The organism is Kitasatospora sp. NPDC054768, from assembly GCF_053612025.1.
The window spans coordinates 20,224-42,238 of record NZ_JBSHBN010000001.1; the positions used below are offsets into that span (position 1 = coordinate 20,224).

Genomic DNA, 22,015 nt, shown 5'->3' on the forward strand with positions numbered 1-22,015 from the left:
TCCGTGTCCGTTATGGATCGATTCGCATCGATTCATATTGATCCGGATCGATCCGGGACCACCGAGGGGGCGCGAGCCATGACCGACCAGGACTTCCACCCGGGGCTCACGCCCGGGCATCTGGGCGCTCCGGTGCTGGAACCGGAGGGCCGTCCGCCGGGCGCGCCCCGCCCGCGCTTCGATGCGCCGGATCCGCACCGACGGCGCAACGGACTGGCCTGCGGGCTCACCGCGTTCGCGCTGATCGCGGTGTTCGGCGGGATCGGGCTGACCGGGTACACCTGGCTCCAGGCGCAGCGCAAACCCCCGGCCGCCGCCGACTTCGCCGGGCAGGGCACCGGCAGCGTCCAGGTCTCCGTCCCGGAGGGCGCCGGCCTCTCCCAGATCGCCTCCGCGCTGGTCCGCAACGGGGTGGTGGCCAGCTCGCTCGCCTTCACCCGGGCCGCGAAGGGCAGCGCGGCGGCGGCCGGGCGGATCCAGCCCGGGACGTACACGCTGAAGCAGAAGATGTCGGCCGCGGCGGCGCTGGCGATCCTGATCGACCCGGCCAACGCCAACGGTCTGACCATCCCCGAGGGCTGGCGCGGCTACCAGATCTACGCGGCCATCGACCGGAAGCTGAACCTGCCCGAGGGCACCGCCCGGAAGACCGCCCAGGATCAGGGCGCCGAACTCGGCCTGCCCGACTTCACCAACGGCAGCCCGGAGGGCTACCTGTTCCCGGCGACGTACAGCGTCACCGAGGGCACCACCGCCTTCGACCTGCTGAAGCAGATGGTGGACCGGGCCGGCAAGGAGTTCGGCCGGGACGACGCCACCGTAGTCGCGCAGAACCTCGGGCAGAGCGTGTACGGGCTGATCACCGTGGCCAGCATGGTCCAGGGCGAGGCCGACAACACCGAGGACATGGGCAAGGTGGCCCGGGTGATCTACAACCGGCTGGCCAAGGGCATGCCCCTGCAGCTGGACTCCACCATCAACTACGCGCTCGGCCGCTCGACCCTGAACACCTCGGTGACCGACACCAAGCTGGACTCCCCGTACAACACCTACCTGCACCCCGGGCTGCCGCCGAGCCCGATCTCCAACCCCGGGCGGCAGGCGATCCTGGCCGCGCTGGACCCGACGCCGGGGGACTGGCTGTACTTCGTCACCGTGAAACCGGGGGACACCCGCTTCACCGACAGCTTCGACGTTCATCAACGCAACGTGGCCGAGTTCAACGCCAGCCGGGCGGCGGCCAAGCCCGGTGCCCCGGCCGCGGACCCGTCCTCCCCGGCGTCCTCCGGCCCGGGGGGCGCCGGCGGGGCCGGTGCGGGGACGCCGTGACGGTGTCGGGGGCACCGTAACGGTGTCGTGTGCCGTCGGTGAGATCGCTCACCGACCGTGCGTCCGCCCGGGCGGGGGTAAGGCTGCGGTACGGTAACGTCTCCCTCCAGGCGCTGCGCTAGCACGCCGGTTCGAGAATCAGCCGGGACCGCGTCGTCCCGGGCGGCCGGTTCGATCCTCCGGTCGTCACCGTCGGTTAAGGGGATCGATGACCGATCTGGGTGGGGGCTACGGCCCCCAGGGCGAGCCGTGGCACCCCGGTGATCCCGGGTACGACGGCCGGCAGCCGGTCCCCGGCCAGCAGGACGGCCAGTGGCAGCAGCAGTACCCGCAGCAGGGCCAGGCGGCCCAGCAGCAGCCGTACGGGGACGTGCAGCAGGGGTACGCCCAGCAGCAGATGACGCCGCAGATGCAGCAGCAGATGATGGCGCAGCAGGGCTATCCGCAGCAGCAGCAGCAGCAGGCGCAGATGCCGCAGCAGGGTTACCCGGGCGGCCAGCAGGGCTACCCCCAGCAGGTGCAACAGCAGGTGCCGCAGCAGGGCTACCCCCAGCAGGGGTACGTGCAGCCGCAGCAGCAGGTGCAGCAGGGCTATCCGCAGCAGCAGATGCCCCAGCAGCAGGCGCCTATGCAGCAGCAGGGCTACCAGCAGGGCTTCCCCGGTGGCCAGCAGGCGCCCCAGCAGCAGGCGCCCCCGCAGCAGACCCCTCAGCAGCAGGAGCCCCTGCCCCAGCAGCACGCCCAGCCCCAGCAGGATCCCCAGCAGCAGCAGACGCCGCGGCGACGGCGGCGGCAGCCGGCCCCGGAGCCCGCGCCGGCCTCCGGCCCCGGCCCGGACGGGATCGACTGGGAGGCCGAGGCCGCCGCGCTGGAGGCCGGCGCCGACCCGGTCGGTGCCGCGCGCGAGGCCGGGACGGACGAGTGGGACGGCCACCAGGACGTCCGCCACGAGGACGACGGCTACCTCGACGAGCACGCCGAGGCCGGGGAGGCCGGGGAGGCCGGCTTCCTCGGGGAGCGGGACGAGTCCCGCGAGGCCCAGAAGAAGCGCAAGGAGAAGGGCAAGAAGTCGGGCCGCCGCAACGGCGGCGCCTGTCTGCTGGTCGCGCTGGTGCTGCTCGGCGCCGTGGGCGGGGCCGGCTGGTGGGGCTACGGCTTCTACCAGGACCACTTCGGCCCGCCGGAGGACTTCACCGGCGAGGGCACCGGCTCCGTCCAGGTGGAGGTCAAGAAGGGCGCGGTCGGCGGGCAGATCGGCCTGGCGCTGAAGAACGCCGGCGTGGTCAAGAGCGTCGACGCCTTCTCCGCGGCCTGCAAGGCCGAGCCCAAGTGCGGCACCATCCAGTACGGCTACTACGGGCTGAAGAAGGAGATGCCGGCCGCGGCCGCGCTCAAGGAGCTGCTCGCCCAGGCGGGCGGCGCGGCGATCGTCGTCCCCGAGGGCAAGAACTCCACCGAGATCTACACCCTCATCGACACCAAGCTGAAGTTGCAGGCGGGCACCACGGCGGGCGTCGCCAAGGCCCAGGTCAACGACCTCGGCCTGCCGCCGTACGCCAACGGCAACATCGAGGGCTTCCTCTGGCCGACCCGCTACAACATCGCCGAGGGCATGAAGCCCGAGGACCTGCTCAAGCAGATGGTGAAGAACGCCACCGAGAAGTACGCCGGCCTGGACGCCCAGGCCGCCTCGGTGGGGCTGAAGACCGGCTACGAGGTGCTCATCGAGGCGAGCATCCTCCAGCGCGAGGGCAACAACCCGGAAGACTTCGCCAAGATGGCCAAGACCATCCAGAACCGGCTGGCGGCCGGCGGCGAGATCAACCACCGGCTGGGCATGGACACCACGCTCCAGTACTCGCTGAACCGCAAGGACCTCGACAAGAAGGACATGGACGACGCGTCCAACAAGTACAACACCTACATCAACCCGGGCCTGCCGCCCGGTCCGATCTCCAACCCCGGCGACGAGGCGCTCAACGCGACGCTGCACCCGGCGGACGGAAAGTGGCTGTACTTCATCGCGATGTCCCCGATCCAGACCCGGTTCGCCGAGACGAGCAAGGAGCACTACGCCAACGTCAAGGAGTACTGCCAGTTGGCCGGGCAGGGCTTCGACGAGGCGCGCGGTCACTGCACCACCAAGAAGTAGCCACGGCCGGACGACAGTTCGCCAGTTCGCGGAGAGGCAGCGTTGACCAGCAAGCACCGGGCGGCCGTTCTCGGTTCGCCGATCGCCCACTCGCTCTCGCCGGACCTGCACCGGGCCGCCTTCGCGGCGCTCGGACTGGACGGCTGGCGCTACGACCGCTTCGAGGTCGACGAGGCCGGGCTGCCCGGGTTCGTCGCCGCGCTGGACGAGGCCGAGTGGGCCGGGCTGTCGCTCACCATGCCGCTGAAGCGGGCGGTCATCCCGCTGCTCGACGAGGTCAGCGCGACGGCCCGCTCGGTGGACGCGGTGAACACCGTGGTGTTCACCGCCGACGGTCGGCGCACCGGGGACAACACCGACGTCCCCGGGCTGGTCAACGCGCTGCGCGAGCGCGGGATCACCGAGGTGCCCGAGGCGGCCGTCCTGGGCGCCGGGGCCACCGCCTCCTCGGCGCTGGCCGCGCTCTCCCAGATCTGCACCGGCGAGGTGACGGTCTACGTGCGCAGTTCCGAGCGGGCCCGGGAGATGGCCGAGCTGGGCGACCGGCTGGGCCTGGCCGTCCGCACCGCCGACTGGGAGCGCGGCGCCGAGGCGCTGGCCCGGCCGCTGACCGTCTCCACCACGCCGGCGGGCGCGACGGACGTCTTCGCCGACGCGCTGCCCGCCGAGCCGGGCGCACTGTTCGACGTGCTGTACCACCCGTGGCCGACGGCGCTGGCCGCCGCCTGCGCCGGGCGCGGGGCGACCGTCCTGGGCGGGCTGGACCTCCTGGTGCACCAGGCGGTGCTGCAGAGCGAGGCCTTCACCGGGCGGACGCCCGGGCCGCTGGCGGCGATGCGCGAGGCGGGGGAGAAGGCGCTCGCCGGGCACTGAGCCCCCGCGCCGAGTGCCGGGGCGCCGGTCGTGGGCCCGGTCCTCCGGCCGGGGGCCGGGCCCGCCCTCCGGCCGGTTCCCCGGGTGGTTCCCGGCCGGATGGTGGCCGGTTGCCGTCCGGCACGCGGACTGTGCCCCCAGGTGCTGCTGGGGCATGAAAGGATTCAGGCACAAGGCACGCCCGGGGCGGGCCCCGGCGGTGCCGAGGTCCGGTCCGCTGATGAAGGAGCTCCGTTGGGTACGTTGCGCTGGCTGACGGCGGGGGAGTCGCACGGCCCCGCACTCGTCGCGACGCTGGAAGGCCTGCCCGCCGGTGTACCGGTCACCACCGCTGTGGTGGCCGACGCGCTGGCGCGCCGCCGGCTCGGTTACGGCCGCGGGGCGCGGATGAAGTTCGAGCAGGACGAGGTGACCTTCCTCGGCGGCGTCCGGCACGGTCTGACCATGGGCAGCCCGGTCGCGGTCATGGTCGGCAACACCGAGTGGCCGAAGTGGGAGCAGGTCATGTCGGCCGACCCGGTCGACCCCGAGGTGCTGGCGGGCCTGGCCCGCAACGAGGCGCTCACCCGCCCCCGGCCCGGCCACGCCGACCTGGCCGGCATGCAGAAGTACTCGATCGACGAGGCCCGGCCGATCCTGGAGCGCGCCAGCGCCCGGGAGACGGCCGCCCGGGTCGCGCTGGGCGCCGTCGCCCGCGCGTACCTCCGCGAGGTGGCCGGCATCGAGATCGTCAGCCACGTGGTCGAGCTGGCCGCCGCCAAGGCGCCGGCCGGTGTGGTGCCGCTGCCCTCGGACGAGGCGCGGCTGGACGCCGACCCGGTGCGCTGCCTGGACGCCGACGCCTCGAAGGCGATGGTCGCCGAGATCGACCAGGCCCACAAGGACGGCGACACCCTGGGCGGCGTGGTCGAGGTGCTGGCGTACGGCGTGCCGGTGGGCCTCGGCTCGCACGTGCACTGGGACCGCCGGCTGGACGCGCGGCTGGCCGCCGCGCTGATGGGCATCCAGGCGATCAAGGGCGTCGAGGTCGGCGACGGCTTCGAGCTGGCCCGGGTGCCGGGCTCCAAGGCGCACGACGAGATCGTCCCGACCGCCGAGGGCGTCAAGCGCACCTCCGGCCGCTCCGGCGGCACCGAGGGCGGCCTGTCCACCGGTGAGGTGCTGCGGGTGCGCGCCGCGATGAAGCCGATCGCCACCGTGCCGCGGGCGCTCCAGACCCTGGACGTGCGCACCGGCGAGCCGGCCAAGGCGCACCACCAGCGCTCGGACGTCTGCGCGGTGCCGGCCGCGGGCATCGTCGCCGAGGCGATGGTCGCGCTGGTGCTGGCGGACGCGGTGAACGAGAAGTTCGGCGGCGACAACGTCTCCGAGACCCGCCGCAACGTGCAGAGCTACCTCGACAACCTGATCATCCGATGACCAGTCCCGTTGTGGTGCTGGTCGGCCCGCCCGGCAGTGGCAAGTCCACCGTCGGGCGGGTCCTGGCCGAGCGCCTGGGCGTGGGCTTCCGGGACACCGACGCCGACATCGAGGCGACCGTCGGCAAGCCGATCCCGGACATCTTCGTCGACGAGGGCGAGCCGCACTTCCGCGCGCTGGAGGCGGCGGCCGTGCGCGCGGCGGCCGAGGGGCACGACGGGGTCCTGGCGCTCGGCGGCGGCGCGGTGCTGGCCGAGGCCACCCGTGCGCTGCTGCACGAGCTGCCGGTGGTCCTCCTGGAGGTCCCGCTCGCCGACGCCGTCAAGCGGGTCGGCCTGGACGCCCCGCGCCCGCTGCTGGCCGTCAATCCGCGGGCCCGCTGGCGCGAGCTGATGGAGGCCCGCCGCCCCCTCTACCTGGAGGTGGCCACCGCCGTGGTCGACACCGCCGGGCGCAGCCCGGAGCAGGTCGCGGACGCCGTACTGGAAGCACTGGAGCTGAAGACCCCCCATGACTGACACCACCGTCAGGATCCACGTCGGCGGCAGCGCCGGCCACGACCCGTACGACGTGCTGATCGGGCACCAGCTGCTCGGTGAGCTGGCGCCGCTGATCGGTGCCCGGGCCAAGCGGGTCGCGATCATCCACCCGGAGGCGCTGGCCGCCACCGCCGACGCGATCCGCGACGACCTGGTCGGCGAGGGCTACGAGGCCATCGCGCTGCAGGTGCCCAACGCCGAGGAAGCCAAGAGCGTCGAGGTCGCCGCGTACTGCTGGTCGGTGCTCGGGCAGACCGGCTTCACCCGCAGCGACGTCGTGGTCGGCCTCGGCGGCGGCGCCACCACGGACCTGGCCGGCTTCGTCGCGGCCACCTGGCTGCGCGGGGTGCGCTGGATCTCCATGCCCACCACGCTGCTCGGCATGGTCGACGCGGCCGTCGGCGGCAAGACCGGCATCAACATCGCCGAGGGCAAGAACATGGTCGGCGCCTTCCACCCGCCGGTGGGCGTGCTGGCCGACCTCGGCACCCTGGAGACCGTGCCCAAGCACGACTACGTCTCCGGCCTGGCCGAGGTCATCAAGTGCGGCTTCATCGCCGACCCGGCCATCCTCGACCTGATCGAGGCCGACCCGGAGGGCGCGAGGACGCCGGCCGGGCCGCACACCGTCGAGCTGATCCGCCGGGCCATCCAGGTCAAGGCCGACGTGGTCTCCGGGGACCTCAAGGAGTCCGGCCGCCGCGAGATCCTCAACTACGGCCACACCCTCGGTCACGCCATCGAGCGCAACGAGCGGTACAAGTGGCGGCACGGCGCCGCGATCTCCATCGGCATGGTCTTCGCCGCCGAACTCGGCCGCCTGGCCGGGCGGTTGGACGACGAGACGGCCGACCGGCACCGCACCGTGCTGGCCTCGGTCGGCCTGCCGCTGAGCTACCGGGCGGACGCCTGGCCGAAGCTGCTGGACGCGATGAAGATCGACAAGAAGTCGCGCGGCGACCTGATCCGCTTCATCGTGCTGGACGGCCTGGGCAAGACCTCGGTGCTGGAGGGCCCCGACCCGTCGCTGCTGGTCGCCGCGTACGCGGAGGTCTCGGCGTGACCAGGGTGATGGTGCTCAACGGCCCCAACCTGGGCCGGCTGGGCAGCCGGGAGCCGGACGTCTACGGCGCCACCTCGTACGCCGGACTGGTCGAGCGCTGCACCGCGCTGGGCAAGGAGTTCGGCTTCGAGGTCGAGGTGCACGAGACCAACTCCGAGCAGCAGATGGTGGAGTGGCTGCACGAGGCGGCCGACGGGCAGGTGCCGGTGGTGATCAACCCCGGCGCGTTCACCCACTACTCGTACGCGATGCGGGACGCCGCGGCCCAGCGCACCGCGCCGCTGATCGAGGTGCACATCTCCAACCCGTACGCCCGGGAGACCTTCCGGCACACCTCGGTGATCGCCGCGGTGGCCTCCGGCACCATCGCCGGCTTCGGGCTCGGCTCCTACGAGCTGGCGCTGCGCGCGCTGGCCGAGCGGCTCACCACCCGCTGAGGGTACGGGCGGTGGCCCGGCGGCGGACTGTGCCCGCCGCCGGGCCGCCGTGTAGTGTCCCCGCTGAGAGGTGTCGGGAGGTGCCGTGACGCAGTACGCCGGAGGTGGGCAGGTCCCGCCGCGTCCCGTCGCTCCACCGGTGCCGCCGGGGGGCGGGACACGGGGGACGTCGTCGGGGGCGCCGCTCGCCCCTCCGTCCCCGCCGGTCCGGCCGGCGCCCGCGGCCCCCGCCGCTCCCGGGCCCGTCGCCCGTTCCGCCCCGGCCCCCGCGGCCGCACCCGCGCCGAGCGCCCCGGTGCCCGCCGGCGGAACCGGGCACTTCGTGCTGCCGTCCGGCGCGCCCGTCCAACTGCCCACCCACCCGCCGCGGCAGCACGCGGCCACCGGGCCGATCGCCGTCCTGCTGATCGGACCGGCCGGGGCCGGCAAGACCACCGTCGCCCGCCACTGGGCCGAGCGGCGGCCCACCCCGACCGCGCACATCAGCCTGGACGACGTCCGCGAGTGGGTGCAGTCCGGCTTCGCCAACCCCCAGTCCGGCTGGAACAACGCCTCCGAGGCGCAGTACCGGCTGGCCCGCCGCACCTGCGGCTTCGCCTGCCGCAACTACCTGGCCAACGGCATCTCCTGCATCATCGACGACGCCGTCTTCCCGGACCGCCCGGCGATCGGCCTCGGCGGCTGGAAGCGGCACATCGGCCCCGGCATGATCCCGGTCGTCCTGTTGCCCAGCCTGGACTCCGTCCTGCACCGCAACGCCCGGCGCAGCGGCAACCGCCGCCTCGGGGACGAGGAGGTCGCCCGCATCCACGGGCGGATGGCCGGCTGGTACAACTCCGGGCTGCCGATCATCGACAACTCCTCCCTGGACGTCGCCGGGACGGCCGCCGAGCTGGACCGCGTCATCCTGGCCCGGCTGATGGGCATCCCGGTCCGCTGAACCGCCGCCCCGGCCCGCGGGAGCCGTGCCTTCCCGGTCCGCCGGGTCGCGCCTTCCCGGCCCGCCGGCCTGCGGCGTCGCGGAGCTGTCGGAGCCGGCTGCGATGATGGACGGGTCATGTCGCCGCGCCCGGAGGAGCCGACGCCCGTGCCCGAAGGCCACATCATCCACCGCCTCGCCACCGAGAACCGGAAGGCCTTCGGCGGCCGCCCGGTGCGGGTCTCCAGCCCGCAGGGCCGGTTCGCCGACGAGGCCAAGGTGATCGACGGGCAGTTGCTCACCGGTGCGGAGGCCACCGGCAAGCACCTCTTCCTCGGCTTCGAGGAGGGCGCCTGGGTGCACGTCCACCTCGGCCTCTACGGCGGCTTCACCTTCGGCACCGGCCCGGCGCCCGAGCCGGTCGGACTGATCCGGCTGCGGCTGGAGAACGAGGACGGCTACGCCGACCTGCGCGGCCCCAACACCTGCGCGCTCGTCACCGAGGGCCAGAAGGCCGCCGTCGCCGCCCGGCTGGGCCCCGACCCGCTGCGCGCCGACGCCGACCCGGAGGCCGCCTGGCGCCGGATATCGGGCAGCCGGACGACCGTCGCGGCACTGCTGATGGACCAGAAGGTGCTGGCCGGGGTGGGCAACGTCTACCGGGCCGAGGTGCTGTTCCGCCACGGCATCGACCCGCACCGGGCCGGGCGCGACCTCACCCGCCGGGAGTGGGACGCGGTCTGGGCCGACCTGGTCGCCCTGATGCGCGAGGGCGTCACCGCCGGCCGGATCGACACCGTCCGCCCGGAGCACACCCCCGAGGCGATGGGCCGCCCGCCCCGGGTGGACGACCACGGCGGCGAGGTGTACGTCTACCGGAGGGCCGCCATGCCCTGCCTGGTCTGCGGCACCGACGTGCGGACGGAGGAGCACGCCGCCCGCAACCTCTTCTGGTGCCCGGGCTGCCAGTCGGCGTGACGGGCGCCCGATCGTGACGCGTGCTGCCCCCGTGTCATGGACAGCCCTTCTGAGCTGCGACGATGGACGTCGAGCGCGCCGAGCCGCGCGCCCCTGTCCGCACGGCCACGTGTGAACGTGGAGCGAAAGGAAGTCCCATGATCTTCATCACGGTCAAGTTCCCGGTCCGCCCCGAGCGCGCCGACGAGTGGCTGGGCCTGGTCGACGAGTTCACCCGGGCCACCCGCCAGGAGCCCGGCAACCTCTTCTTCGAGTGGTCCCGCAGCGTCGACGACCCCAACGAGTTCGTCCTGGTCGAGGCGTTCCGCGACGGCGACGCGGGCAAGGAGCACGTGGAGTCCGCGCACTTCGCCAAGGCCATGGAGGAGCTGTCGTACGCGGTGGCCGCCAAGCCGCGGATCGTCTCGACCGAGATCCCCGGCCTGGACGGCTGGGCGGAGATGGGCGAGATCACCCCCCGGTGACGTCCGAGTGCCCCTCCGGCCGGGTGCCCAGCCCGTAGGCTGGGGCCGACCGGCCGGAGGGAGCAGGCGGATGGAGCGGCAGGAGGTGGCCAACACCGTGTCGGGCGCCACGGTGGGCGGCCACGTGGTGCAGGCCGGGAGCATCGGGGCGCTGCACCTGCACCAGCCGCGGGCGGTGCCGAGGCCGCATCAGATCCGGTCCCCGCACGGCCCGTTCGTCAACCGGGAGCCGGAACTCGCCGCGCTGACCGAGGCCTTGGGACGGGTCGTGGAGGGCGGACTCGGGGTCGTGGTGTTCACCGGCCTCGGCGGGGTCGGGAAGACCGAGCTGATCGCGAGGTTCACCGAGGAGCACCGGGAGCACTTCCCGGGCGGGGACCTCTACGCCGACCTGAAGGCCTACCGGCACCAGGGCGGGGTGGACCTCCCCGAGCTGCTGGCCGGATTCCTGCGCCCTCGGCACCGAGCCCCCGGCCGCGGAGGCCGAGCGGTTCACGGCGTTCCGCACCGCCACCGCCGAGCGCCGGTGCCTGTTCTTCCTGGACAACGTCGAGCACGCCGCGGAGGTCCGTGCGCTGCTCCCGGCCTGCGGGCTGGTGGTGGTCGCGAGCCGGCGGCGGCTGCCCGCGCTGCGGACGGACGGCGCCGTGGTGCGCCGGCTCGGCCCGCTGAGCGCGAGGGCGGGCGCCGAGCTGGTGCGCGGCTGGGTGGGCCCGGGGCGGGGCACCGACGGGGAACTGGCGGAACTGGTCGAGCTGTGCGGCGGGCTGCCGCTCGCGCTGAACGCGGTCGGGAGCCAGCTGCTGGACCGGGACCACCTGCCGGTCGGCCGGGTGGTGGCCGAACTGCACGACCGGGAGGGCAGGTTGGCGATGCTGGAGGACGAGGAGAGCGATCTCGGCGCGACCTACGACCTGGTCTACGAGCGGCTGTCGGCGCCGGGCCGGGCGCTCTACCACCTGATCGGCGTGCACCCCGGCCCCTTCGTCTCCGCCGAACTGGCGCGTGCGGTCGGCGTCGAGCTGGCCGGGCAGGCGATCGGGGAGCTTCGGGGCGTCCACGTGCTGGACGAGGTGGTGGACGGCGACCGCGAGGACCGCTTCCGGGCCCACGACGTGGTGCGGCTGCACGCCTACGGCCGGACCCGGGAACTGGCCGGCCGCGGGGAACTCCTCGCCGCCGTCGTGGCCTACTACCGGGGCAGGGCCTCGGTCGCCGACCGTGCGATGGCCGGGAGCAGGCTCCGCCTGCAGGACCCGAGCGGCGACGACCTGCCCCGCTTCGCCTCCGACACCGCGGCCCTGGAGTGGCTGTACGCGGAACGGGCCAACTTCCGCGCGGTGGTGGAAGAGGCGGCCCGGCAGGGGTGGCACGGCGAGGTGTGGCGGCTGTGCGAGTCGCTCTGGCTGCTGTACCACGACCGCAGGCTCTACCAGGACTGGATCGCCACCCACCGGCTCGGCATCGAGTCGGCCCAGTGGGACAACCAGCCGGCCGCCGTGGTCCGGATGCGCAACCAGCTCGCCCGGGCCCACTTCGACCGCATGGAATACCGGCTCGCCGCCGAGCAGTTGGCGCTCGCCGCGGAGCAGGTCCCGCTGGTGACCGACCGTCGGGTGGTGGGGGTGCTCCACGAGACGGACGGTCTGCTCTGCCTGGCCGACGGCCGCCCGGGCGACGCGGTGCGGCGGTTCACGCTGGCTCTGGCGGCGAACCGGGGCGACGAGCACGGCGAGATCGTCCAGAGCTACAACCTGGCGCAGGCGCTGATCGCCGACGGCCGCGCGCAGGAGGCGCTGGCCCGGCTGGCCGAGGCCACCGCGCAGGCCGATCGGACGCGGGACGAGGACATGCTGATGAAGCTGCCGCTGGTCCGCGCCCGGGCCCACCGGGCGCTCGGGCAGCCGGAGCTCGCCGCCGCCCACGCGGGCGACTGCGCCCGGCGGGCCGAGGAGCGCGGCCAGTACGCGAAGGAGGCGCAGGCCCACACCCTGCTGCTCGCCCTCGCCGAGGAGCTGGACGACGCGGAGCTCGCGGAGCGCAGCCGGGCGCGGCTGCGGGAGCTGCCGGAGTAGCGCCCTTCTCAGGGTCCGGTGCGGAAGGACACCCGGGTGCGGTGCTCGCCGGTGCGGACGGTGAGGCCGTGCCGGGGGAGGCCGGCCGGGTCGCCGCCGTCGGCGAGCCAGCAGGCCACGGCGGAGCCGAGCAGCAGCGGGTCGACGGCGGGGTCGGGGCAGGTCCAGTCCGGTTCGGCGCGGGCCTCCAGCAGCAGGCCGCCGCGCAGTCGGAGCAGGTGGCGGGCCGGGCCGAGGGCGGCCACCGCGACGGCGAGGCCGGGGAGTTCGGCGGCGGAGTCGGCGAGCCAGCGGGCGGCGGGGCGTTCGGCGTGCACCTCGGTGCGGGTCAGGACCTCGGCGGTGTAGCGCAGGGCGTCGCCCGGGTGCTCGTCGGTGAGGGCGTGGAAGCCGCGCGGGGCGTGGTCATGCGGGTCGAAGGGGTAGCGCCGCAGGCTGACCTCGGTGCCCTCGCTCCGGCCCTCGACGTCGTACGCGGTGGGCCGGTCGACGGTGCCGGGGCACGGGGCCGGCCTGGGGTAGGGCGGCAGGGCCGGTTCGTCCCCGGGCTCGTCCAGCCCGGCCAGGAAGGAGTGCAGCAGCGGGCGCAGCAGCCGGGCGGATTCGCCGCGGTGGGCGAGCGAGCGGTCGGTGATCGCGCTCAGGTCGGCCGGGGCCCGGGCGAGGGCCTGTTCGACCTGGGCGGCGAGGTCCCCGTCCGGGTCGAGGACGGGCGCTGCCTGGCCGAAGGCGTAGCCGGGGGAGCGGGGGTCGAGTTCGGCGGCGCCGGTGGCGACGAGCAGGGTGCGGTGGTTCAGGGCGGCGCCGTAGACGGTGACCGATCCGTGGTCGCCGATCACGCAGTCGGCGGCGACGAGCGCGGCCTGCCAGCCCTGGTGGGGCGGGATCAGGCGCAGGCCCATCCGGCGGGCGTCGTCGAGCAGCGCCTCGGGGTCGTGGCGGCTCCACACGTTGGGGTGCAGGACGACGGCCACCGTGTACTCGTCGGCGGGGAGCCGGCGGACCAGCCGCCGGGGGAGGTCCGGGCGGCGGCCGAACAAGGAGTGCTCGCTCCAGGTGGAGCTGACGACGACGAGCCGTCGGCCGCCGGTGGCACCGAGCGCGGCGCGGTAGCCGTCGCGGGAGCGCCGGCTGCCGAGCATCCGGTCGAAGCAGGGGTCGCCGACAACCCGGGCGACGTCCAGCGCCTCGGGGCAGGAGTCCCGCAGCCGGTCCAGCTGCTCGGGGTGGGAGAGGCCGAGGACGTCCACGAACACCCTTCCGCGGTGCGTGAGTTCGTTGCGGGACAGACCGGCGGCGGTGACCGTGTCGCCGGTGGACTCGGTGACCAGCCGGTTGTAGCCGACGCCGTGCGGGAGGACGACGAGGCGGGCGTCCAGCCGGTGCATGGAGGAGTGGACGGCGCAGGCGACGGCCAGGTCGAAGCGGCGGCTGACGGCGTCCTCCCAGTCCAGCACGGTGAAGCCGGGCAGGCCGTGCAGGTACTCGTCCAGGGCGCGGTCGGCGAAGGCGGAGCCGGGGTTGACGGTGAAGTACCGCTCGATGCCGTCCGGGTTCAGCAGGGTCAGGACGTCCAGGACCCGGGTGGCCGAGGTGAGGGTGCGGGCGACCGCCAGCACGCGGGCCCTGACCGGTCGGGTGTTCCACCGGTCGGCGGGCCAGGCGTGGGGGCGGGACGGCACGTCATGATCGTACTCATCCGTTCCGGCCGCGGCGCGGTTCCGGGGCCGGGCCAGTGGGTCAGCCCGTGGCCGCGGTGGGCTCGTGGTGTTCGCCGGCGGCGCACTCGTCGAGGAGGGGGCGCATGGCCTCGTCCACGAGCTGGTAGCGCACCACGCGTCCGTCCCGGTCGCCGGTGACCACGCCGGCCGTGCGGAGCAGCCGCAGGGCCTGGGAGACGGCGGGGTCGCGCATGCCGGTGGCGACCGCGAGGTCGGTGACGGCGAGCGGCCCGGCCCGGTGGAGGGCGAGCAGCAGGGCGAGCCGGCCGGGGTCGGCGAGCAGGGAGAACCGCTCGGCCCAGGACCGGACGTGGGCCGGGTCGCCGATCGCGGCGATGGCCTCGCAGACCCGGTGCCCGTCGATGGTGCGGTGGCCCGCGCGGTCGGCCGGTACGAGATGCATGCGGACATTCTCGCAGGCGGCGGTCTGTGATCCTGGACACCTGCGCAGGTGCGCAACCTTGCACGGGTCGGGGCGTGGCCCCTACGGTGTTCCCCGCCGTGGTGCTCGGGAAGACCGGTGACGGACCCTCAGGGGTCCCAGCCCGGAGCGGCCCTCGCCACTGTGATCGGGTCGTTCCTCCGTCCGCGGAGGAACGTCGTCCGTACCCACGGAGCCACTGGGCGCCTCGCGCGCTTGGGAAGGCGGGTACGGGCGTCCCGTCAGCCAGGAGACCGGCCACGGCATCTCACGAGGTTTTCCACGAGGTGCTGGAGCGTGATCCGCAGATGACCCTGCCCGAAACCGTTGCCGCCGGGGCCGAACCGGCCCCCTCCGCGCTGCCCAGCTTCCAGTGGCGGCGCGAGGACACCGTCCGTACCGCCGGGCTGATGGCGGTGATCGTGGCCATGCACGTGGTGGCCTTCGGCACGCTGATCTTCCTGGTCGCACCCGAGAAGTACGCGGTCGGTACCCAGGTCTTCGGGGTGGGCCTGGGTATCACCGCGTACACCCTCGGGATGCGGCACGCCTTCGACGCCGACCACATCGCGGTGATCGACAACACCACCCGCAAGCTGATGGCGGACGGCAAGCGGCCGGTCTCGGTGGGCTTCTGGTTCGCCCTCGGGCACTCCTCGATGGTGGTGGTGATGGCCGCCCTGGTGGCGGGCGGCGCGCAGCTGGCGAACACCCTGATGGACGACGAGTCGACCACCCACAAGTGGCTCGGCGTGATCGGGACGACCACTTCCGGCGTGTTCCTCTACCTGATCGGCGCGCTCAACCTGGCGGCGCTGCTCGGCATCCTCAGGGTGTTCCGCTCGATGCGGGCCGGGAAGTTCGACGAGAAGGAGCTGGAGGCGCACCTCGACTCGCGCGGCTTCATGGCCCGGGTGCTGAACCGGGCGACCCGTTCGATCACCCGGCCCGGGCAGATGTTCCCGGTGGGCATGGTGCTGGGCCTGGGCTTCGACACCGCGACCGAGGTCACCCTGATGGTGATGGCCGGCTCGGGTGCCGCCTCCGGGCTGCCCTGGTACGCGATCGTCTGCCTGCCGCTGCTGTTCGCGGCCGGGATGAGCCTGTTCGACACCCTGGACGGGACGTTCATGAACTTCGCGTACCAGTGGGCCTTCGCCAACCCGGTGCGGAAGGTGTACTACAACCTGACCATCACCGGTCTGTCGATCGCGGTGGCCTTCATCATCGGCACCATCGAGCTGGTCGGGGTGCTGCACGAGAAGCTCGATCTGACCGACCCGGTCACCGGGTTCATCGCCGACATCTCGCTGGACAACGTCGGCTACGCCATCGCCGGGCTGTTCGTGGTCGTCTGGGCGATCGCGATCGGGTACTGGAAGCTCGCCGGGGTCGAGAAGCGCTGGACGCCCGAGGGCTCCTGAGCCACCCGGCCGCGAGCAGCGGCCTGCCCGCGCACGCCGGAACGGCGCTTCCCCGCGGTGGGGAGGCGCCGTTCGCGTTCCGGGGGCCGGGTGCGCCCCGGGTCGGCGCTCCTCGCGGAAGGCGACGTGCCGGCCGGCGACCGGGTCGTACTCGCACAGGACCGGCAGTGACAGATCCGTGACGGAACGTAGCGGACGGCGGGGGTTCGAGGGACCGCCGGGGGGTGCGGGGCTCCTCGGCGGCACGCTGCGTGGGGGGCGGGGTGCGGGCCCGAGGGGGACGGTGCCGCGGTCGCACAGGGGGGCGTGCAAGGGGTATTGGGGGTTCTGCCGGGGGTGCTCGGCGGGCGCTTCGGGCCGGGGGTTCGTAGGCTCGACGCATGGCGGATGCGTACGCGGGGCGGCGGGAGCGGGTGAGGGAGCACTGCAGTGCGGCCGGGGCCGATGCGGCGCTGATCACCCGTGCGGCGAACGTGCGGTACCTGACGGGCTGCGCGCCCTGCGGGGCGAGCCTGCTGCTGACCAGGGAGCGGGCGCTGCTCGCGCTGCCGGACGACCTGCCGCCGGACGACTCCGGGGAGCACCTGATCGCCCCTGACGTCACCCGGCTGCCGGTGGCGGCCGGGTCGGACTCCGCGCTGGCCGTCGCGGCCGTCGCCGCGCGGTCCGGGGTGTCGGGACTGGCGGTGGAGGAGCACGACCTGACCGTCACCCGGCACCGGGCGGTGGGGGGCCTGACCGAGGGGGCCCGGCTGGTGGACCTCGGTCAGACGGTCGAGCGGCTGCGGGTGGTCAAGGACGAGCACGAGATCGCCGACCTGCGGATCGCCGCCGAGATCGCCGACCAGGCGCTGGGCGAGCTGCTGGAGTCGATCCTGGTCGGCCGCACCGAGCGGCACCTGGCGATGGAGCTGGAGCGCCGGATGATCGACCACGGCGCCGACCGGGCCGCCTTCCCGGTCTCGGTCGGCACCGGCAGCCACTCCGGCCAGGCCGCCCACCAGCCCACCGACCGCCGGGTGGAGGAGGGCGACTTCCTGACCGTGGTGATGGGCGCCCAGTACCGCGGCTACGGCGTCTCCACCGCCCGCACCTTCGTGATCGGCGCGGCCCCCGCGCCCTGGCAGGTGGAGCTGCACCGGCTGGTCTTCCGGGCCCAGCGGGCCGGGCGGGAGGCGCTCGGACCGGGCGTGGAGCAGTGCGTGCCCGACCGGGCCGCCCGGCAGGTCCTGGAGGCGGCCGGCCACACCGAGGCCTCCCCGCACCCGGTGGGCCACGGCGTCGGGCTGGAGATCCGGGAGGCGCCGCGCCTCGGTCCGTCGGACATGGGTAAACTGGACAGCCGCGTGCCGGTCACCGTCGGTCCGGGGGTCCACCTCCCGGGCAGGGGCGGCGTCCGGATCGAGGACACGCTCGTCGTGCGCCCCCTCGAAGAGGGCGGGCCCGAGCTGCTCACCATCACCACCAAGGAGCTCCTCGCCCTGTGACCGCGGCCCCCCGGGGGCCGTGGAAGGCAGGACGCAATCCCTTGGTTCCTTGACAGCTATACAGGAGTTAGTGCGCCCGTGGCTTCCACGAACGATCTCAAGAACGGCATGGTCCTCAAGCTGGAGGGCGGCAAGCTCTGGTCCGTCGTCGAGTTCCAGCACGTCAAGCCCGGCAAGGGCCCGGCCTTCGTGCGTACCAAGCTCAAGGAGGTCCTGACCGGCAAGGTCGTCGACAAGACCTTCAACGCGGGCACCAAGGTCGAGACCGCCAACGTCGACAAGCGCGGCATGCAGTTCTCGTACAAGGACGGCGAGAACTTCGTGTTCATGGACATGGACACCTACGACCAGCTGACCATCGAGCCGTCGGTCGTCGGCGACGCCGCCAAGTACCTGCTGGAGGGCTTCGAGGCCCTCGTCGCGCAGAACGAGGGCTCGGTCCTCTACATCGAGCTCCCGGCCGCGGTCGAGCTGACCATCGCCGAGACCGAGCCGGGCGTCCAGGGCGACCGCTCCACCGGTGGCACCAAGCCGGCCACCCTGGAGACCGGCGCCGAGATCCAGGTGCCGCTCTTCGTCACCAAGGGTGAGAAGGTCAAGGTCGACACCCGCGACGGCAGCTACCTCGGCCGGGTGAAGTAAGTCCGTGTCGGCCGCACGCAGCAAGGCCCGCACCAGGGCCTTCCAGATCCTCTTCGAGGCCGACCACCGCGGGGTCGACCCGCAGCAGGTCCTCGCCGACTGGGTGGCCCGCGCCCGCGAGCCCAGGCCCGACGAGGGCACCCCGCAGGTCGGTGAGTACACCATGGAGCTCATCGAGGGGTACGTCCAGCACGCTCGTCGCATCGACGACCTGATCGAGCAGTACTCCGTCGGCTGGTCGCTCGACCGGATGCCGATCGTGGACCGCAACGTCCTGCGGCTCGGTGCCTACGAGCTGATCTGGGAGGACGGCGTCCCGGACGCCGTCGTCCTGGACGAGGCCGTCGAGATCGCCAAGGAGTTCTCCACGGACGACTCCCCGGCCTTCGTCAACGGCATGCTCGCCCGCTTCCTGGAGCTGAAGCCGAGCATCCGCCGGTAGGCAGGTGGACCTCGCGGACGGCCGTCGGACCCGAACAGGTGTCCGGCGGCCGTTCCGCGTTTCACCCGGTCGGCGTAGGGTGGGGACCTACTTGTCAGTAACTTGACGTCCGGAACCACGCGTGAAGGGCAGGTCCCCCCAGATGACCACCGCGATCCGCAGCGAGTTCGACCAGGGCATCGCCCTGACCAGGCACCCCGAGGAGGCCGGCCGCTACGACGCCGAGCTCGGCGCCGGCTGGCAGATCGGCGGCGGGGTGAACGGCGGACTGCTGCTCGCGGTGGCCGGACACGCGCTGTCGCTGGAGCACGGCACCCACCCGGACCCGGTGTCGATCAGCGGTTACTACCTGTCCGCCTCCACCCCCGGCCCGGCCACCGTCCGCACCGAGGTGCTGCGCACCGGCCGCGGCCTGTCCACCGGCACCGCCTCGCTCAGCCAGGACGGCGTCGAGCGGCTGCGGGTGGTGGCCAGCCACGGCGACCTCGCCACCGCCGACGGCGAGGTGCGCACCAGCGCGCGGCCGCCGCAGCTGCCGCCGCCGGACCAGTGCGTCGGCGTCGAGCACGCGCCCAAGGAGCTGATCGCCCAGGCCGCCCTGCTGGAGCGGTTCGACCTGCGGCTGGACCCGGCCACCATCGGCTGGGCGCTCGGGCAGCCCTCCGGCAACGGGCGGATCCAGGGCTGGTTCCGGCTCGCCGACGGCCGCGAGCCCGACCCGCTGCTGCTCCTGCTGGTCGCCGACGCGCTGCCGCCGGTCACCTTCGACCTCGGCATGCCGGGCTGGGCGCCCACCATCGAGCTGACCGTCCACCTGCGCGCCAGGCCCGTGCCCGGCTGGCTGCGGGTCACCCACGCGACCCGCAACCTGGCCGGTGGCTACTTCGAGGAGGACGCGGAGGTCTGGGACGAGTCCGGCCGCCTGGTCGCGCAGTCCCGCCAGCTGGCCCGGGCGCCCCGCCCCTGACCCGGCGGCCCCGCATTACCGGTGGTTACATTCCTGTGACACGCCGTACGTGTGCGGCGCGCGCGGATGGGGAGGAAGACGGTCAGCGGCGAGCGTGCCGCGGACCGTCAACCCCCGAAGCCAGGAGCCACCGATGAGTCAAAAGGGTCGCGCCCGCCGTAACTCCGACTGCACCGCCGGCGGCTCGCGGCCCGCGGTGCGGGCGTCGCACCGGCCACAGCGGGCCGGCGGCGCCGAGCAGGCTTTTGTCATCGGGGTGCTGACCAACGCCGCGGACTTCGCCCGGGCGCGTGCCTGGGGGATCTCCGACGCCCCCGACCACGAGCGCTACCTGGCCGACACCGCCGAGCTGCTGGCCGAGGCGCTGGAGCGGTTCGACACCGTCCGGGCCCGGATGTTCCACCCGCAGGACTTCGAGGAGTTCTGCGTGCTGCACGGGCTGGACCCGGCCGAGCCCGCCGCCCGCGACCGCTACCTGGTCAACCCGGCCCTGCAGACCCAGCTGCTGGCCTATCAGGGCGAGGAGCTGGCCGGGGACTTCGTGCCTCGCCTGGTGCGCGCCCGGGAGAACGGGCTGACGCTCTGCCACGCCGACCTGCTGCTCGACGGGGGCCTGTGCGGGGGCGCGGGCGCGCCCGACGAGGAGCACGCCGCCTGGGTGCGCGCCGCCTACCAGCGCGGGGGCGAGGTGTTCCGCCGGATGCTGGTCGGCGCGGGGGCCGGCGTGTACGAGCTGCGCCTGCGGGTGGACGCGCCCGGCGGGAGGCTGACCGCCGCGGCTCGGGTCCTCCAGTGGGAGGACGGCGTGGTCCGGATCAACGACGAGGACCTGGAGCTGGTCTGCGCGGTGCTCTGCACCGGGCTGGCCCTGGAGCTGCCGGGCGTCGCGGTGCTGCACGGCTCGCAGGGCTCGGCCGCCTCCTGCGGGGAGTACCTGCAGGCCTCCTGGGCCTGGTCGAGCGGCGGGCAGGAGTGGGCGCCGGCCGAGCGGCCGGTCCGGCTGGACGGCGTCGCGGCGCAGCCCGGCTACAGCCTGGGAACGGTCTGCTGACGGCTCCGCCTCGGGGCCCCGTCCCGGGGGCCCCGACACCGCGGCGCGGCCCCCGGTCAGGGGAGCCGCGCCGTGACGTTTCTGCTTGCGGGTACGACCGGAAATCAGGCCGGGTCGTCCCTGGATCCGCCGGCGGGAGCCGGTGCGGCGAGCCTCAGCTCGCGTCCTCCTCGCGCACCGCGCGGCGCGCGTCGGGGTTCAGCACGCCCCAGGAGATCAGCTGCTCGGTGAGGATCGACGGCGACTGGTCGTAGATGACGGCCAGGGTGCGCAGGTCGTCCTGACGGATCGACAGCACCTTTCCGTTGTAGTCACCGCGCTGGCTCTGGATGGTCGCCGCGTAGCGCTGCAGCGGGCCGGCCTTCTCGGAAGGGACCTGGGTCAGTCTCTCCAGGTCGAGGACCAGGCGCGGCGGCGGCTCGGCCGCGCCGCCGGGCGTACCGCCGGGCAGCAGCTCCTGCACCGGGACGCCGTAGAACTCCGCCAGTTCGGCCAGCCGCTGCACGGTGACCGCACGGTCACCGCGCTCGTACGAGCCGACGACGACTGCCTTCCAGCGCCCCTGGGACTTCTCCTCGACACCGTGCAGGGAGAGACCCTGCTGAGTGCGGATCGCTCGGAGCTTGCCTCCGAGTTGCTTCGCGTAGTCGCTGGACATTGATCTCCCCGGACGAGATTGCTTCGCGTTCAGTGGTGGGTCACGGGCGATTGCCGACGCCGTTACCGGTGGGTCCGACGTCCGTCTCGTAACTCACTGTGAGGTTACGTAGAGTAAGGTAGTTGCGTCAAGCCGAATGGGGCAGTCGTGCGAATGGCCCGCATCGTCGGCGCGTCCGGAGTGTTAACCCCGGGAAGCGGAATGATGGCCGTCTGTTTGCGATCCGGCGCGCTGCTAGGATGGCCCGAAGCCCACGCCCGGTCGGCGGGGGCAGTCCCAGACATCCTTTAAGACCCGTCCCGTGAGGCGGGGAAGGAGGTCCGCTTCGGCATGACCACCCACCATGAACCGACGCCCCGGGCACCGCACCAGGTGCTGGACGGCACGGACATCGCCCGGGTCCTCACCCGGATAGCGCACGAGATCGTCGAGCGCGCCAAGGGCGCGGAGGACGTCGTGCTGCTCGGCATCCACACCAGGGGCGTCCACCTCGCCCGCCGCCTGCACGGCCGGCTGGCCCAGATCACCGGGCGCGAGATCCCGCTGGGCACCCTGGACATCACCATGTACCGGGACGACCTGCGGCTGAAGCCCGCCCGTGCCCTGGAGCACACCGAGATCCCGCCCGGCGGCATCGACGGCAAGCTCGTCATCCTCGTCGACGACGTGCTCTTCTCCGGCCGGACCATCCGCGCCGCGCTCGACGCGCTGAACGACATCGGCCGCCCGCGCGCCGTCCAGCTCGCCGTCCTGGTCGACCGCGGCCACCGCGAGCTGCCGATCCGCGCCGACTACGTCGGCAAGAACCTCCCCACCTCGCTGCGCGAGGCCGTTCAGGTGCGCCTGTCCGACAGCGACGGCGTGGACGCCGTCCTGGTCGGCGACCGCGACTTCGCCGCCCGCAGCTCGCAGGCCCTGGCACCCCAGTCTTCCGAACCGCACCTCCCGGAGTAA

Annotated in this window: 21 protein-coding genes, 1 pseudogene and 1 riboswitch; of the genes and pseudogenes, 19 read left to right on the forward strand and 3 right to left on the reverse strand. The window is 73.5% G+C overall.

Annotated elements, in window-relative coordinates:
• Positions 1 to 78 precede the first annotated feature (78 nt).
• From mltG (ACWGKU_RS00085) to ACWGKU_RS00140, 12 genes and pseudogenes are all read left to right on the forward strand, one after another.
• Positions 79 to 1,329, forward strand: a complete 1,251-nt coding sequence (mltG, locus tag ACWGKU_RS00085) for an endolytic transglycosylase MltG (protein WP_452178336.1) — start codon at positions 79 to 81, stop codon at positions 1,327 to 1,329.
• Positions 1,330 to 1,537: 208 nt separating this feature from the next.
• Positions 1,538 to 3,481: an endolytic transglycosylase MltG gene (mltG, locus tag ACWGKU_RS00090; RefSeq protein WP_452178337.1), complete on the forward strand. Its 1,944-nt coding sequence runs from the start codon at positions 1,538 to 1,540 to the stop codon at positions 3,479 to 3,481.
• Positions 3,482 to 3,523: 42 nt separating this feature from the next.
• The gene (locus ACWGKU_RS00095) at positions 3,524 to 4,354 is read left to right on the forward strand and encodes a shikimate dehydrogenase (RefSeq protein ID WP_452178338.1); all 831 of its coding nucleotides are present in this window, start codon (positions 3,524 to 3,526) and stop codon (positions 4,352 to 4,354) included.
• A gap of 234 nt (positions 4,355 to 4,588) precedes the next feature.
• Positions 4,589 to 5,773, forward strand: a complete 1,185-nt coding sequence (aroC, locus tag ACWGKU_RS00100) for a chorismate synthase (protein WP_380351179.1) — start codon at positions 4,589 to 4,591, stop codon at positions 5,771 to 5,773.
• Positions 5,770 to 6,291: a shikimate kinase gene (locus tag ACWGKU_RS00105; RefSeq protein WP_380351178.1), complete on the forward strand. Its 522-nt coding sequence runs from the start codon at positions 5,770 to 5,772 to the stop codon at positions 6,289 to 6,291. Before aroC ends, ACWGKU_RS00105 begins: the two co-directional genes overlap by 4 nt.
• On the forward strand, positions 6,284 to 7,375 hold the full coding sequence (gene aroB, locus ACWGKU_RS00110; RefSeq protein WP_359897446.1) for a 3-dehydroquinate synthase: 1,092 nt from the start codon (positions 6,284 to 6,286) through the stop codon (positions 7,373 to 7,375). The genes ACWGKU_RS00105 and aroB overlap by 8 nt, the downstream gene beginning before the upstream one ends.
• Before the next feature lie 8 nt (positions 7,376 to 7,383).
• Positions 7,384 to 7,812 (forward strand): type II 3-dehydroquinate dehydratase, encoded by a 429-nt coding sequence (gene aroQ / locus ACWGKU_RS00115; protein WP_049653999.1) that lies wholly within the window; start codon positions 7,384 to 7,386, stop codon positions 7,810 to 7,812.
• Positions 7,813 to 8,107: 295 nt separating this feature from the next.
• Positions 8,108 to 8,752, forward strand: coding sequence for an AAA family ATPase (locus tag ACWGKU_RS00120; protein ID WP_452178339.1), 645 nt, complete (start codon positions 8,108 to 8,110; stop codon positions 8,750 to 8,752).
• Positions 8,753 to 8,899: 147 nt separating this feature from the next.
• Positions 8,900 to 9,709 (forward strand): Fpg/Nei family DNA glycosylase, encoded by an 810-nt coding sequence (locus tag ACWGKU_RS00125; RefSeq protein WP_452178340.1) that lies wholly within the window; start codon positions 8,900 to 8,902, stop codon positions 9,707 to 9,709.
• Between the two features lie 137 nt (positions 9,710 to 9,846).
• Positions 9,847 to 10,173 carry a putative quinol monooxygenase gene (locus ACWGKU_RS00130; RefSeq protein WP_359897444.1) on the forward strand — a complete coding sequence of 109 codons (327 nt, stop codon included), beginning with the start codon at positions 9,847 to 9,849 and terminating at the stop codon, positions 10,171 to 10,173.
• Positions 10,174 to 10,243: 70 nt separating this feature from the next.
• Positions 10,244 to 10,525: pseudogene (locus tag ACWGKU_RS00135) on the forward strand (AAA family ATPase); the annotation flags it as partial.
• A 244-nt stretch (positions 10,526 to 10,769) separates the two neighbouring features.
• On the forward strand, positions 10,770 to 12,248 hold the full coding sequence (locus ACWGKU_RS00140) for a hypothetical protein (protein WP_452178341.1): 1,479 nt from the start codon (positions 10,770 to 10,772) through the stop codon (positions 12,246 to 12,248).
• A gap of 8 nt (positions 12,249 to 12,256) precedes the next feature.
• Here ACWGKU_RS00140 and ACWGKU_RS00145 read toward each other — a convergent pair whose 3' ends face one another.
• Together ACWGKU_RS00145 and ACWGKU_RS00150 are read right to left on the reverse strand one after the other, a co-directional pair.
• The gene (locus tag ACWGKU_RS00145) at positions 12,257 to 13,930 is read right to left on the reverse strand and encodes a hypothetical protein (RefSeq protein WP_452178342.1); all 1,674 of its coding nucleotides are present in this window, start codon (positions 13,928 to 13,930) and stop codon (positions 12,257 to 12,259) included.
• 58 nt (positions 13,931 to 13,988) lie between these two features.
• Positions 13,989 to 14,372 carry an ArsR/SmtB family transcription factor gene (locus ACWGKU_RS00150; RefSeq protein WP_359897441.1) on the reverse strand — a complete coding sequence of 128 codons (384 nt, stop codon included), beginning with the start codon at positions 14,370 to 14,372 and terminating at the stop codon, positions 13,989 to 13,991.
• 82 nt (positions 14,373 to 14,454) lie between these two features.
• Positions 14,455 to 14,667: riboswitch (cobalamin riboswitch) on the forward strand.
• A 31-nt stretch (positions 14,668 to 14,698) separates the two neighbouring features.
• On the opposite strand from ACWGKU_RS00150, the gene ACWGKU_RS00155 reads away from it, so the two are divergent.
• From ACWGKU_RS00155 to ACWGKU_RS00180, 6 genes are all read left to right on the forward strand, one after another.
• Entirely contained in the window at positions 14,699 to 15,814 is a 1,116-nt protein-coding gene (locus ACWGKU_RS00155; protein ID WP_401054638.1) for a Nickel transporter NicT, read from the forward strand.
• A gap of 380 nt (positions 15,815 to 16,194) precedes the next feature.
• Positions 16,195 to 17,301, forward strand: a complete 1,107-nt coding sequence (locus ACWGKU_RS00160; RefSeq protein WP_380542680.1) for a M24 family metallopeptidase — start codon at positions 16,195 to 16,197, stop codon at positions 17,299 to 17,301.
• A 78-nt stretch (positions 17,302 to 17,379) separates the two neighbouring features.
• Positions 17,380 to 17,943, forward strand: a complete 564-nt coding sequence (gene efp, locus ACWGKU_RS00165; protein ID WP_359897438.1) for an elongation factor P — start codon at positions 17,380 to 17,382, stop codon at positions 17,941 to 17,943.
• 4 nt (positions 17,944 to 17,947) lie between these two features.
• The gene (gene nusB, locus ACWGKU_RS00170; protein ID WP_359897437.1) at positions 17,948 to 18,385 is read left to right on the forward strand and encodes a transcription antitermination factor NusB; all 438 of its coding nucleotides are present in this window, start codon (positions 17,948 to 17,950) and stop codon (positions 18,383 to 18,385) included.
• Between the two features lie 142 nt (positions 18,386 to 18,527).
• On the forward strand, positions 18,528 to 19,352 hold the full coding sequence (locus tag ACWGKU_RS00175) for a thioesterase family protein (protein WP_401054706.1): 825 nt from the start codon (positions 18,528 to 18,530) through the stop codon (positions 19,350 to 19,352).
• A gap of 133 nt (positions 19,353 to 19,485) precedes the next feature.
• Positions 19,486 to 20,403 (forward strand): hypothetical protein, encoded by a 918-nt coding sequence (locus tag ACWGKU_RS00180; protein ID WP_401054707.1) that lies wholly within the window; start codon positions 19,486 to 19,488, stop codon positions 20,401 to 20,403.
• Between the two features lie 154 nt (positions 20,404 to 20,557).
• On the opposite strand, the gene bldD is transcribed toward ACWGKU_RS00180, so the two are convergent.
• Complete coding sequence (gene bldD, locus ACWGKU_RS00185) at positions 20,558 to 21,061, reverse strand: transcriptional regulator BldD (RefSeq protein WP_030056198.1); 504 nt, start codon at positions 21,059 to 21,061, stop codon at positions 20,558 to 20,560.
• Positions 21,062 to 21,391: 330 nt separating this feature from the next.
• Here bldD and pyrR point away from each other — a divergent pair, with 330 nt between their 5' ends.
• Positions 21,392 to 22,015: a bifunctional pyr operon transcriptional regulator/uracil phosphoribosyltransferase PyrR gene (gene pyrR / locus ACWGKU_RS00190; protein ID WP_359897432.1), complete on the forward strand. Its 624-nt coding sequence runs from the start codon at positions 21,392 to 21,394 to the stop codon at positions 22,013 to 22,015.

Bases quoted from the DNA above. Each gene is read 5' to 3' on its own strand.
- mltG (WP_452178336.1), top strand. From the start codon at position 79: ATGACCGACCAGGACTTCCACCCGGGGCTCACGCCCGGGCATCTGGGC.
- mltG (WP_452178337.1), top strand. From the start codon at position 1,538: ATGACCGATCTGGGTGGGGGCTACGGCCCCCAGGGCGAGCCGTGGCAC.
- ACWGKU_RS00105 (WP_380351178.1), top strand. From the start codon at position 5,770: ATGACCAGTCCCGTTGTGGTGCTGGTCGGCCCGCCCGGCAGTGGCAAG.
- aroB (WP_359897446.1), top strand. From the start codon at position 6,284: ATGACTGACACCACCGTCAGGATCCACGTCGGCGGCAGCGCCGGCCAC.
- aroQ (WP_049653999.1), top strand. From the start codon at position 7,384: ATGGTGCTCAACGGCCCCAACCTGGGCCGGCTGGGCAGCCGGGAGCCG.
- ACWGKU_RS00130 (WP_359897444.1), top strand. From the start codon at position 9,847: ATGATCTTCATCACGGTCAAGTTCCCGGTCCGCCCCGAGCGCGCCGAC.
- ACWGKU_RS00150 (WP_359897441.1), bottom strand. From the start codon at position 14,372: ATGCATCTCGTACCGGCCGACCGCGCGGGCCACCGCACCATCGACGGG.
- ACWGKU_RS00155 (WP_401054638.1), top strand. From the start codon at position 14,699: ATGACCCTGCCCGAAACCGTTGCCGCCGGGGCCGAACCGGCCCCCTCC.
- ACWGKU_RS00160 (WP_380542680.1), top strand. From the start codon at position 16,195: ATGGCGGATGCGTACGCGGGGCGGCGGGAGCGGGTGAGGGAGCACTGC.
- ACWGKU_RS00175 (WP_401054706.1), top strand. From the start codon at position 18,528: ATGACCACCGCGATCCGCAGCGAGTTCGACCAGGGCATCGCCCTGACC.
- ACWGKU_RS00180 (WP_401054707.1), top strand. From the start codon at position 19,486: ATGAGTCAAAAGGGTCGCGCCCGCCGTAACTCCGACTGCACCGCCGGC.
- bldD (WP_030056198.1), bottom strand. From the start codon at position 21,061: ATGTCCAGCGACTACGCGAAGCAACTCGGAGGCAAGCTCCGAGCGATC.
- pyrR (WP_359897432.1), top strand. From the start codon at position 21,392: ATGACCACCCACCATGAACCGACGCCCCGGGCACCGCACCAGGTGCTG.